The organism is Streptomyces sp. CA189 (assembly GCF_056428985.1).
Genome location: NZ_JBWJVM010000011.1, coordinates 170,670 through 183,125 on the forward strand (window position 1 = coordinate 170,670; position 12,456 = coordinate 183,125).

General features: G+C 71.2%; 8 protein-coding genes. 7 read left to right on the forward strand and 1 reads right to left on the reverse strand.

Translation table 11 applies throughout. The features are described from left to right. Positions 1-23 precede the first annotated feature (23 nt). From AC061S_RS12310 to AC061S_RS12330, 5 genes are all read left to right on the forward strand, one after another. Entirely contained in the window at positions 24-1,271 is a 1,248-nt protein-coding gene (locus tag AC061S_RS12310; protein ID WP_478685939.1) for an acyl-CoA dehydrogenase family protein, read from the forward strand. Positions 1,272-1,436: 165 nt separating this feature from the next. Beyond that, a complete protein-coding gene (locus AC061S_RS12315; protein ID WP_478685940.1) occupies positions 1,437-2,885 on the forward strand; it encodes an FAD-dependent oxidoreductase in 1,449 nt (482 codons plus the stop codon). A 34-nt stretch (positions 2,886-2,919) separates the two neighbouring features. After that, entirely contained in the window at positions 2,920-5,589 is a 2,670-nt protein-coding gene (locus AC061S_RS12320) for an AMP-binding protein (RefSeq protein WP_478685941.1), read from the forward strand. 99 nt (positions 5,590-5,688) lie between these two features. After that, entirely contained in the window at positions 5,689-7,308 is a 1,620-nt protein-coding gene (gene cmdF, locus AC061S_RS12325; protein ID WP_478685949.1) for a tyrosine 2,3-aminomutase, read from the forward strand. A gap of 116 nt (positions 7,309-7,424) precedes the next feature. Next, complete coding sequence (locus AC061S_RS12330) at positions 7,425-8,762, forward strand: condensation domain-containing protein (protein ID WP_478685942.1); 1,338 nt, start codon at positions 7,425-7,427, stop codon at positions 8,760-8,762. A 78-nt stretch (positions 8,763-8,840) separates the two neighbouring features. Here the strand turns inward: AC061S_RS12330 and AC061S_RS12335 are convergent, their stop codons facing one another. After that, a complete protein-coding gene (locus AC061S_RS12335; protein ID WP_478685943.1) occupies positions 8,841-10,430 on the reverse strand; it encodes a 4-hydroxyphenylacetate 3-hydroxylase family protein in 1,590 nt (529 codons plus the stop codon). A 271-nt stretch (positions 10,431-10,701) separates the two neighbouring features. Here AC061S_RS12335 and AC061S_RS12340 point away from each other — a divergent pair, with 271 nt between their 5' ends. Both AC061S_RS12340 and AC061S_RS12345 read left to right on the forward strand, forming a co-directional pair. Then, on the forward strand, positions 10,702-11,886 hold the full coding sequence (locus AC061S_RS12340) for an acyl-CoA dehydrogenase family protein (RefSeq protein ID WP_478685950.1): 1,185 nt from the start codon (positions 10,702-10,704) through the stop codon (positions 11,884-11,886). 40 nt (positions 11,887-11,926) lie between these two features. Further along, the gene (locus AC061S_RS12345; RefSeq protein WP_478685944.1) at positions 11,927-12,355 is read left to right on the forward strand and encodes an SgcJ/EcaC family oxidoreductase; all 429 of its coding nucleotides are present in this window, start codon (positions 11,927-11,929) and stop codon (positions 12,353-12,355) included. Positions 12,356-12,456 lie beyond the last annotated feature (101 nt).

Genomic DNA, 12,456 nt, shown 5'->3' on the forward strand with positions numbered 1-12,456 from the left:
GAAGCAAAGGAATCCGCGCAGCAATGACAGTCACCGCGAGTGCTCCCGAACGGACCATCGTCCTGCCTCCCGAGCCCGGACTGACCGCGGACGAGGTCGTGGCCAGGGCCGAGGCGCTGGCCCGGGACCTGATCGGCCGCCAGGCCGAGACGGAGCAGCGCGGCTTCTACGCCGAGGACACCCACGAGGCGTTCCGGCGGGCCGGCTTCTACCGGATCCTGGTGCCACGGCGTTACGGCGGCTACGAGTTCGGCGTCGACACGTTCATGCGCGTGGTGGTCGCCCTGACCCGCGGGTGTCCGTCGACGGGATGGATGTTCTGCCTGGGCGCGGCGCACTCCCACGCGGTGGCGACGCTGTTCGACGAGCGGGCCCAGGCGGAGGTCTTCGCCGGCGGCGACTTCATCGCCCCGGCGACGGTCGCGCCGAGCGGCACCGCCGAGCTCGGCGAGGACGGGCAGTGGGTGCTGAACGGCACCTGGAAGTACTGCTCGGGTTCGCCGTACGCCACGCACTTCATCGGCCACACCCTGGTGGACGACGGTGCCGGGGAGCCGCGCCCGATGCTGTTCGTGGCCCCTCGCAGCGAGTTCACCCGGCTCGACGACTGGAGCGGGACGCTGGGCCTGCGCGGCAGCGGCTCGCACAGCATCCGGATCGAGAACGGCCGTGTCCCCGCCCACCTGACGCTGGACACCCACATGAGCCAGGTGGACGTCAGCGGCGGCACTCCGGGCCGGGTCCTGCACGGCAACCCGACGTACGGCGGCGGACCGCTGAGCTTCATGATCCTCGAGGACGCGGCGCTCGCCGTGGGCATGGCCAAGAACGCCCTCGACGCGTACGAGGAGCTGATGCTCGAACGCCACACCATGTTCCCGCCCATCGTGCCGCGCACCGAGGACCCGGACTTCCAGTACTGGTACGGCCAGGCCGCGGGGCTCGTCCACTCCGCCGAGGCGGGTCTGCTCGGCGCGGTCCGGCAGTGGGACGAGGCCGCCGCCCGGGGGGCCGAGCACGTCACTCCGGAGCTCGAACTGCGCATCGCGACCATCTGCCGGGAGGCGGTGCGGATGAGCTGGCGCGCCGTCGAGGGGTACCTGTTCCCCACCGCCGGCTCCAGCGCGGTGCGCCAGGGCCAGCGCATGGAGCGGGTCTGGCGCGACATGTCCATGCAGCAGAGCCATGCGGGCATCGCCCTGTTCCTCTTCACCGCGGCCGCGCGCGAGCTCTCGCGCACGCACTTCGCCGTCGGCCCCGGTGCGCACTGACCCCGTCTTCAGGGATGCCGCACGACCGCCCCGTGGGGGCAGCACACCAGGAGATGCGCGTCGGCTCGGCCGGGCGCGACGATCGGCAACACCGAATCCGTTTCATGTGATTCCCATCCCAACCCCTGATTCCCATCCCATAACGGGAAATTCGAGGAGGTCCCCGTGTCGGGTGACAAGACCGGTACTCGCGCGGTGGTACTCGGCGGAAGCATCGCCGGCCTGTTCGCGGCCAGAGTGCTCGCAGATGCCTACGACGAAGTACTCATCGTTGACCGCGACGTGCTGGTCGGGGTGGAGGGCCCGCGCAAGAACTGCCCCCAGAGCCGGCACATCAACGGGCTCCTGGCCCGCGGCCAGCTGGTCATGGAGGAGCTCTACCCGGGCATCACCGAGGAGCTCTTCGCCGACGGCGTGCCGACCGGCGACCTCGCCGGCCACGTGCGCTGGTACTTCAACGGCAAGCCGCTCAAGCAGCAGGTGGCCGGACTGACCTGTGTCGCCGCGAGCCGCCCCATGCTGGAGAAGCACATCCGCGAGCGCACCGCCGCCCTGTCGAACGTGGCCTTCTTCGAGGAGCACGACATCCTCGGCCTGGTCACCACCGCGGACCACAGCAAGGTCACCGGCGTCCGCGTCCAGAGCCTGGCGGCCGGCGGCACGGAGGAGACCGTCGACGCCGATCTCGTCGTCGACGCCACGGGCCGCGGCTCGCGCACCCCGGTGTGGCTGGAGGAGCTCGGCTACCCGCGCGTCGTCGAGGAGCGCAAGAAGATCGGCCTGGGTTACGTCACCCAGCACTACAAGCTGCTCGAAGACCCGTACCACGGCGACCTGTCCATCAACCCGGTGGCCTCCCCCGAGCTGCCCCGCGGTGCCATCTTCACCAAGACCGACGGCGGCCGCGTGGAACTCACCACGTACGGTCTGCTCGGCGACCACCCGCCCACCGACCAGGACGGCCTCTACGCCTGGGTGAAGTCCCTCGCGGTGCCGGACATCTACGACGCCCTGCAGCACGCCGAACCGCTCGACGAGCCGATCGCGTTCCGCTTCCCGACCACGCTGCGCCGCCGCTACGAGGACATGCCCCGCTTCCCGCAGGGCCTGCTGGTCACCGGTGACGCGGTCACGACCTTCAACCCGGTCTACGCCCAGGGCATGACGGCCGCCGCGCTCGGCGCCCTGACCATCCGCGACCACCTGCACAGCGGCGCGGCCCCGATCCCGGCCGACTACTTCCGCGATCTGGCCCGCGACGTCATCGACCCGCCGTGGGAGATGACCAACACCGTCGACCTCACGTTCCCCGGGGTCAAGGGCGAGCGCACCCCGCAGGTCAAGGCCGCGCAGACCTTCCTCAAGCTGGTCCAGACGGCCGCGACCCGCGACGGCAAGGTCACCGCCGCCTACATGCGCGGCGCGGGCCTCGTCGACAAGCCCGACGCGATGATGCGCCCCGCGTTCATCGCCCGGGTGCTGTGGAACGTCGCGCGCTCGGCGGTCGAAAACCTCACGGGCTCGTCGACCGGCGCCGCCCGCACCTCTCAGGCGGCTCCCGCCGCCCAGCCCGCGGCCCCCTCCCGGTCGGCCGACGAGCTCGTCAGCCACTGACCCGAGCGGTCACATCAGAACGAAGGGAGTGGGCATGACCGAGACGGCTCATGTCGTCAGGGCGTACGCCGTCACCGGCGGCCTCGACACACAGGCACTGCGCAGTGCCTGGCGGGACGCCACCGCCGGGCAGGACATCCCGGGCGGCGCCGCGCGGCCGGGCGGTGACGCCCACTGGTTCACCGACCTGGGCACGGTGGCGGACGACGGTCCGTGGGAGGCGGCGGAGCGCCTGTGGGGCGACCCGCTCGCGCTCTCCTTCCCCGCGAGCCGCGGCCCCGCCGCCAGGCTGACCGTGGGCCGGTTCGCCGACGGTGCCCACCTGATCCTGATCGCGGTCAACCGGGCGTTCGCGGCCGGCCGTTCACTGGCCGGTCTGGTGGACGGCCTCTCGGCCGCCTACGCGTCCGAGACCGCCGGCCGGACCGGAGACTTCGGCAGCGCCGAGTTCGACTGGGGAACCGAGTTCTCCGCGTCGCTCGGCGAGGTGAGCGCCAAGGAGGGGGTCACTCCCTACGACGTCCTCCTGACCGCGTACCACTGGCTGCTCGGCCGGCACGGCGGCGAGGACCTGACAGTCGCCGTCACCGGCGGCGGGCGGATCCGCGCCGACTTCTCGGGACAGCCCACCTTCCGCGAACTCCTGCTGCGCACGGCCGCGCTGCGCCGGTCGGCCGCCGCCGACCAGCGCCTCCCGCTGGAGCGGACCGCGGGTTCCGCCGCGGCCGCCGCCGAGGAGGTTCCGTACGACGCGGTGTTCGCGTCGGCCGACCCGTTCGGTCCGGTGCTCCGGCTCGCCGGAGCCCGCGTGCGCAGGCTCCGCTCGGACGAGGGCTGGTTCCGCGGCGACTCGCCCGAAGCCGACGTCACCCTGACGGTGCACCAGACCACTCCCTCCGTCACGGGACACCTGAACCACCTCACCACTCCGTACGACCCGGACGCCGCGGCCGGCTTCCTCGGCCAGCTGCGCACGGTCCTGGAGGCGGCCCTGGCCGATCCCGGGACTCCGGCGCGCGAACTGCCCCTGGAGACGCCCGAGGAGATCCTCCGCGCGGTCACCGACGCCGACGCGGTGGCGGCCGGGGTGTGGAGCGGTCCTTCGGTCCACGAGCGCTTCCGTGCGGTGGCGCAGAGCGCACCGGACGCGATCGCGCTGTCCGAGGCCACCGGCGACGTCACCTACGGTGAACTCCTCGCCGAGGCCTCGCGCATCACGGACACCCTGCGCGGCATCGGCGTCGACGAGGGCTCGGCGGTGGCGCTGATGCTCCCCGCCGGATCCCGCCAGGCCGCCGCCCTGCTCGGCGCGTTCGGCGCGGGCGCCCACGCCGTCGTCCTGGGCACCGGCGACTCCGGGGACCGCGGCAAGGGCGTCCTGGACGCCCTGCGGCCGCACTGTCTGATCCTGGCCGGCGATCCCGGCGACCGCGGCCTCGTCGACTGGTACCTCGGCGTTCTCGACGGTCACGTCCTGAACCTGGACGCCCCGAGTGACGTCCCCACCTACCCGGCAACCCCCGACCGGGCGGTCCCCGGTGCGGGCGGCAGCACGCTGCCGTCGGCACCGGGGAGACCGGACGGAGAGGGCTCGGCCCACCTGTGGGCCTACGTGGCCTACACGTCCGGTACCACCGGAACCCCCAAGGGCATCCCGCAGACCCACCGCACCTTCGCCCAGTTCATCGACTGGTTCACCGGCGAGTTCGGCATCGGGCCGGGCTCGCGCGTGGCCCAGTGGTCCGCTCCCGGGTACGACGCCGGCCTGGTGGAGGTCTTCGCCGCCCTGGCCGTCGGGGCCACCCTGTACCCCGTGCCCGAGCGGATCCGCGCGCACCCCGAGAAGCTCGCGGGCTGGCTCGACGCGCAGCACATCACGCACTTCCAGACGGTCCCCAGCTTCGCCCGGGAACTGCTCGCCGCCATCGGCTCGGCCCCGGGGCGCCTCGGCTCCCTCGGGCATCTGCTCCTGGCGGGCGAGGCTCTCCCCGGAGAGCTGGCTGGCGCGCTGCGGGCCGCGCTGCCCGCCACCCGGCTGGTCAATCTCTACGGCTCCACCGAAACGATCCTGGCCACCTGGACCGAGGTCTCCGCGCCGGTGCGCGGCACCGTGCAGATCGGCCGGTCCATCCCCGGCCGCCACGTGCTGGTCCTGGACTCCGCCGACCGTCCCTGCCCCGCCGGTGTCACGGGTGACATCGTCGTGCTGGGCCCCCAGGTGACGCCCGGGTACATCGGCGAGCGCCCCGGCTGTGAGGCGTTCCGCCCCCTGGCCGACGGCGCCCTCGACGCGATCGCCACCAGCGGCATCCACCGGACCGGGGACAGGGGACGCCGGCGCTGGGACGGCTCGCTGGAGTTCTCCGGCCGGGGCGACTCGCGCGTCAAGATCTCCGGCACCCGGCTGGAGCTCATCGGCATCGAGGCGGCACTGTCCGCCCACGAATCGGTGTCCTCCTGCGCCGTGATCGCGTGCACCGGACCCGACGGCCTCGTGACGCGGCTGGAGGCGTACGTGGTGCCCCACCGCACCCCCGACGGCGAGCCGGTGGGCACCTCCGCGGAATGGCGGGCCGCCCTGGTGCGGTGGTTCGGCAAGACGCTGCCCGCGCTGTCGTTCGTGACGCTGGACAGCCTGCCCCGCAACAACGGCGGCAAGGTCGACCGGCGGGCCCTGGCCGGGAGCGCCGCGGCCGCGCGCTGAGCACGGTGCCGGCCCCCGTGCCGGCACCGGGCACGGCCATCAGGCCTCCTTCCACTCAACTTGCGTATTTCCATATCACTTGGGGTGAATGTCGTGACATTGCTTGAGACGGACTTCTCGGTCGAATCCGACGCATCAGGCATCAGCTTCGACGGCGAGACGCTGGACATCGCCGCCGTCCGCCGGGTGGCGGAAGACCTGGCGCCGGTCACCGTGCGACCAGAGACCCTGGCCAAGGCCGCCAAGAGCCGCGTCCAGTTCGAGAAGATCGTCGAGGAGGGTGCCCCGATCTACGGCGTCACCACCGGCTACGGCGAGATGATCTACATGCAGGTCGACAAGTCGAAGGAGGTCGAGCTCCAGACCAACCTGGTCCGCAGCCACAGCTCCGGCGTCGGCCCGCTCTTCGCCGAGGACGAGGCCCGCGCGATCATGGCGGCCCGCCTGAACGCCCTCTCCAAGGGCTACTCGGCCGTGCGTCCCGAGCTGCTGGAGCGCCTGGCCCTCTACCTCAACGAGAACATCACCCCGGCCATCCCGGAGATCGGCTCCCTCGGCGCCAGCGGTGACCTCGCCCCGCTCTCGCACATCGCGGGCACCCTCATCGGCGAGGGCTACGTCCTCCAGGACGGCAAGCGCCGGCCGACCGCCGAGGTCCTGGCCGAGAAGGGCATCGAGCCGCTCCAGCTCCGCTTCAAGGAGGGCCTCGCGCTGATCAACGGCACCTCCGCCATGACGGGTCTGGGCTCCCTCGTCGTGTCCCGCGCCCTGGACCAGGTGCGTCAGGCCGAGATCGGCACCGCTCTGGTCCTGGAGGCGCTGCAGGGCTCCACCAGCCCGTTCCAGGCCGAGGGCCACGACATCGCCCGCCCGCACCAGGGCCAGATCGACACCGCCGCCAACATGCGCGCCCTCCTCGCCGGCAGCGGCCTGATGGTCGAGCACGCGGAGCTGCGCCGCCAGGCGCAGGAGCAGCGTTCGGGCGACGGCGTCTCGCGCACCGAGGTCTACCTGCAGAAGGCGTACACGCTGCGGGCCATCCCGCAGGTCGTCGGCGCCGTCCGCGACACCCTGTACCACGCGGTGAGCACGCTCACGACCGAGCTGAACTCCTCGAACGACAACCCGCTCTTCTTCGACGGCAAGGAGGTCTTCCACGGCGCGAACTTCCACGGCCAGCCGATCGCCTTCGCCATGGACTTCGTCATGCTGGCCCTCACCCAGCTGGGCGTGTTCTCGGAGCGCCGCACCAACCGCCTGCTCAACCGCCACCTCAGCGACGGTCTGCCGGAGTTCCTCGTCGCCAACGACCCGGGCCTCAACAGCGGCTTCGCCGGCGCCCAGTACCCCGCCACCGCCCTGGTCGCGGAGAACCGGACCATCGGCCCCGCGAGCACCCAGAGCGTCCCGTCCAACGGTGACAACCAGGACGTCGTCAGCATGGGCCTGATCGCCACCCGCAACGCCCGCCGGGTCCTGTCGAACAACACCCGCATCCTCGCGGTCGAGTTCCTCGCCGCCGCCCAGGCCGTCGACCTGTCCGGCCGCTACGCGAAGCTCAGCCCGACCGGCAAGGCCACGTACGACCAGATCCGCTCGCTGGTCCCCACGCTGACCGAGGACCGCTACATGTCCGACGACATCGAGCTGATCGCCGCCGCCCTCTCGCGCGGCGAGTTCCTGGCCGCCGCGGACTCCACCGGGACCGAACTGCGCTGAGCCCGGCGCCGCATCGATCGCGCCTCCGCTCCGATCACGCCTCCGCCCCGGCGGGCCGTCCCCCCGACGGCCCGCCGGGGCCCGCCGCATACCTCCACAAGACTTGGGACGACCCGATGAGCATTCCCCTCTCCTTCAACCAAGAGTTCCTGTGCATGTTCGACCAGGGCGACGAGAGCGGCCCCTTCGGCCCGCTCTACAACATCGTCGGCGGCTGGCGGCTGGCCGGGAAGATCGATCCCGATGCCCTGCAGGGCGCTCTCGACGACGTGGTGGAGCGCCACGAGGCGCTGCGGACGACGATCGTGCGCACCCCCGGCGGCCAGCGCCAGGAGATCGTTCCGGCCTCGGCCGTCTCCCTGACCGTGCGCGAGATCCCCGAGGAGGACGTGGCGGCCCGCGACCGCCGCGCCGAGGAGCTGCTCATCGAGCTGGAGGGCGGCCACTACGGCGTCGGAGAGCTGCCGCTGCTGCGCGCGGTCCTGGGCCGGTTCGACGAGGAGGACGCGGTCCTCGTCCTGATCGCACACCACACGGCGGCCGACGAGGTCTCCATCCAGCTGATCATCCGGGACCTCGGCGCGTTCTACGCCGAGCGCCGCGGCTACGGCGCCGTGGCCCTCCCCGAGGCCACCCAGTTCCAGGACTTCGCCCGGTGGGAGCGCGAGCGCTTCGCTCCCGAGGCCGACGTGAAGGCGCGCGGCTACTGGCGCGAGCAGCTGGCCGGGGCGAAGATCACCGGTGTCCCGACCGACCACCTGAAGTCCGCCGGCGTGGAGAAGACCACCTCCGTCCACCGCTTCCAGGTGGACGCCGAGCTGACCTCGGCGGCGCTCGCCGTCGCCAAGGAGACCCGCAGCTCGGCCTTCATGGTCCTGCTCGCCGCCTACAAGGTCTTCCTCAACGAGCGCCTCGGCGCCACCGACGTCGTCGTCCCCACCATGGCCTCGGGCCGCGGTCCCGCCAAGTTCCAGAACACGGTCGGCGCGTTCTTCAACTTCGTCCCGCTGCGGACCGGCATCGCCGGCGCGGCCACGTTCCGCGAGGTCGTGCAGCGGACCCGCGCCACCTGCCTGAAGGCGTACGGGAACGCGCTGCCGTTCGGCCAGGTCGTCGCCGAGGCTCCGGAGCTCGCGGCCTCCTTCGGCGCGGACGACCTCGGCGTCATCGCCTTCCAGGTCTTCCAGTTCCCGGCGCTGGAGGGCGAGGAGGCCGGCGACCTGCGGATCTCGGAGATCCGGCGCCGTCTGCTGTCGCAGCCGGTGAGCACGGACATCCCGGACGGCGTGATGTTCCAGCTCGACATCGACCCGGTCTCCGGCCAGATGCTCGGCCACGTCGGCTACAACACGAACCTCTACCACGAGAGCACCATGGCGGACTTCGCGGCCGGCTTCCGCGAGGTGCTCAAGCGCACCATCGTCACCCCCGACGCCCCGCTCGCCCTGTCCTGACCGGGTCCTGATCCCGTCCCGGACGCGACGGTGCCCGCGGCCCCCGGAAGGGGACCGCGGGCACCGTCGCGTCCGGCCTCAGACGGCGTCGTTCAGGGAGCTGCGGGCCGAGGCCCGCAGGTCGTCGAAGTTGGAGAGGTCCGGCACGGTCCAGCCGTCCAGGTCGTACTCGGACAGGCAGGCTTCCGCGAAGGCCTTGTAGCCGTCGACCTGTCCCGAGGTCATCTGGGAGAACAGCAGCTCGACGCGGGTGTTCTCGTGGTTGCCGGCGTAGTTGCGCTCGTAGAGCTCGTGGCGGCCGCCGAACTCGGTGCCCACCGCGTCCCACAGGAGCTTCATCACCTTGACGCGGTCGACCGCCTGCACGCCGTCGGAACCGCGCAGGTACTTGTCGAGGTACGGGCGCACGTCCGGGTTCTTGAAGTCCTCCGCACTGGAGTTGACGTAGACCAGACCGCTCGCGACGTCCTGCTGGATGATCTCCTTGACCCGCGGGTAGCCGATCTGCATGAACCAGCGGTACGCCATGCCGTACTGCGGATTGGGCAGCAGCGCGCCGTTCTTCCACTCGACGGGGTTGCGCGCGGCGGCGTCCGAGAGCCCGAGGAAGAGGTTGCGCCAGGCGAGTACCTCGCCGATGCGGCTCTGGACCCCGCGGAAGTCCTTGGTCCCGGTGATTTCCAGCGCCTTGACGAGCAGACCGGCGATGAACTCCAGCTTCACCGCCAGCCGGGTGCACCCGTGGAAGGTGAAGCGCTCCACGAATCCCGAGCGGGCGGGGAACATCTGGACCTTGCCGAGGTGGCCGTAGACGAAGACGTTCTCCCAGGGGATGAGGACCTTGTCCAGGACCAGGATCGTGTCGTTCTCGTCCAGCCGGGAGGACAGCGGGTAGTCGAAGGGGCTGCCCATGACCGCCGCGGTGGCGGTGTAGGAGGGGCGGCAGATCAGCTTCATGCCCGGCGCGTCCATCGGGATGGTGGCGACCAGCGCGAACTCCCGCTTCTTGACCGGCAGGCCGAAGTGCGCGATGAAGTTGTAGTGCGAGAGGGCGGAGCCGGTGGCGACCACCTTGGCGCCGCTGACCACGAGACCGGCGTCGGTCTCCTTCTCGACGTGGATGAACACGTCCTCGACCTGGTCCGGCGGGAGGTTGCGGTCGACCGGCGGGTGGACGATGGCGTGGTTCCAGAACAGCACCTTCTCCTGGGACTCCCGGTACCAGCGCCGCGCGTTGTCCGAGTACGGCTCGTAGTAGTCCGCGTTGGCCCCGAGCGTCCCGAGGAACGAGGCCTTGTAGTCGGGGCTGCGCCCCATCCAGCCGTAGCTCATGCGGGCCCATTCGGCGATGGCCTTCTGGTCGGCGACCAGGTCGTCCACGCTTCGCGGAGTGGTGAAGAAGCTGTGCGTGTATCCGTCGCTGCCCGTGTCGGTCGGCCGGGTCAGGACACCTCGTTTGGCCGGATCGTGCAATGCGTCGTAGAGACGCGCCGTCATACGGATCGGATTGCGAAATGCGGGGTGCTGGGTGACGTCCTTTACGCGGTCGCCGTAGATGTATATCTCCCGGCCGTCCCGCAGGCTTTCGATGTATTCATCACCCGTCAGCGGGCGGGTCTTTCGCCGCTCGTCGGCGGGGCCGGCAGGGACATCCTGACGCTCGGTCATCAGTGTTCTTCCCTCTTCCTCTCGCACGAGGCGCGTTCAAGACAAGGTGTGCACCTCATGGTTGCAGCCGCGCGGCGCTCCGGCCTTCTCCTGGGATGCGGCGTCGGAGACGGTGGGCTCGGGGACGCCCGAGGCCCGGCCGCAGGGGGGTGATCCCGCACTTCTGAAGATGCGTCCGGGCTCCGCACACTGCCAGGGTCGTCCGTAAATATCACGGACGGCCATTTCCCGGCCTCCGGGGATAGGACATCTTTTCCAGGAGGATATGGTGCTGACGACGACCGACGTTCCCACGCGGGAACAGCTTGTTCGTCGGGCGTCCGAACTGGTCCCGGTTCTGCGAAAGAACTCGGACTGGTCGGAGGATAACCGGCGTATTCACGACGATTCGATTGAGCGTCTGGCCGACGCCGGAATCTTCCGTATGCGGGCGCCGGCCCGTTTCGGCGGTTTCGAGAGTGACACCCGGACCCTGGTCGAGGTCTCGGCCGAGCTGGGCCGCGCCGACGGCTCCACCGGCTGGATCGCCTCGGTGTACTCGATCCCCACCTGGATGGCCGGCCTGTTCCCGGACCACGTCCAGGACGAGGTCTTCTCCACCCCCGACGTCCGCGTCTGCGGCACGCTGAGCCCGAGCGCGATGGCCGCTCCGGTCGACGGCGGCATCGTGGTCAACGGCAAGTGGGGCTTCATCAGCGGCGCCCTGCACGCCCACTGGCAGGTCATCGTCGCCGTCCAGATCGCCCCCGACAGCGAGCCCATGCCCGTCATGGCGCTGGTCCCGCTCTCGGATCTCCAGGTCATCGACGACTGGCACACCTCCGGCCTCAAGGGCACCGGCAGCGTGAGCACCGTCGCGGACAACCTCTTCGTGCCCGCGGACCGCGTGCTGCCCCTCGGCGTGATCGTGCAGGGCCAGGGCGGTGCCTCCCAGGCCAACGCCGACGCCCCGATCTACCGCGCCCCGCTGCTCCCGGTCGCCTCCGCCTCCTCCGTGGGCGCGGTGCTCGGCATGGCCCGCGCCGCCAAGGAGGCCTTCCTGGCCCGGCTGCCCGAGCGCAAGATCACGTACACGAACTACGGCTCCCAGGCCGAGGCCCCGCTGACGCACCTGCAGGTCGCCCAGGCCACCCTCAAGATCGACCAGGCCGAGTTCCACGCCTTCCGGCTGGCCGACCTCGTCGACGCCAAGAACGCGTCGGGCGACCAGTGGACGCTGGAGGAGCGGGTCCGCGCCCGTGCCGACCTGGGCGCGGTCTGCGCCCTCGCCAAGGAGGCCGTGGACATCTTCGCCACGGCCAGCGGCGGCTCCTCGATCTACACCAGCGCCGCGATCCAGCGCATCTCCCGGGACGTGCAGGCCGTCAACCTGCACGCCCTGATGCACCCGAACACCAACGCCGAGCTCTACGGCCGGGTCCTGTGCGGCCTCGAGCCGAACTCCCTCTACATCTGATCCGATGGCCGCACCCGATCCGAAAGAACTGGGGACCAGCATGACCGCCTCACCCGCCTCCACGGAGATCTCCGTCTCCGACGCCGACAAGGCCGCCGTCGCGGCGCTCCCGGGCCGCATCGTCGCGGCCTGGGCACAGCACGACGCCAAGGCCTTCGCCCAGGTGTTCACGGCTCAGGGCACGATGATCCTGCCCGGCTCCTACCGTGACGGCCGCGAGGAGATCGAGGCCTTCATGGCCGCGGCCTTCCAGGGGCCCTTCAAGGGCACCCAGGTCACCGGCACTCCGCTGGCCCTGAAGTTCATCCGCTCCGACGTGGCCGTCGTGGTCACCCAGGGCGGCGTCCTGGCCCCGGGTGAGACCGAGGTCGCCGACGAGCGCGCCGTGCGCGCCACGTGGGTGGCCGCCAAGGAGGACGGCGAGTGGCAGCTCGCCGCCTACCAGAACAGCCCGCGCGACAGCGCCTGATCCGCCGGCGGGCGGGCGGCCACGGCCGTCCGCCCGCCGTACGCACGCAGAGCGGCGGCCCCCCCCCCCCCCGGGGGGCCCCCCCGCCCGGGGGGCCCCCG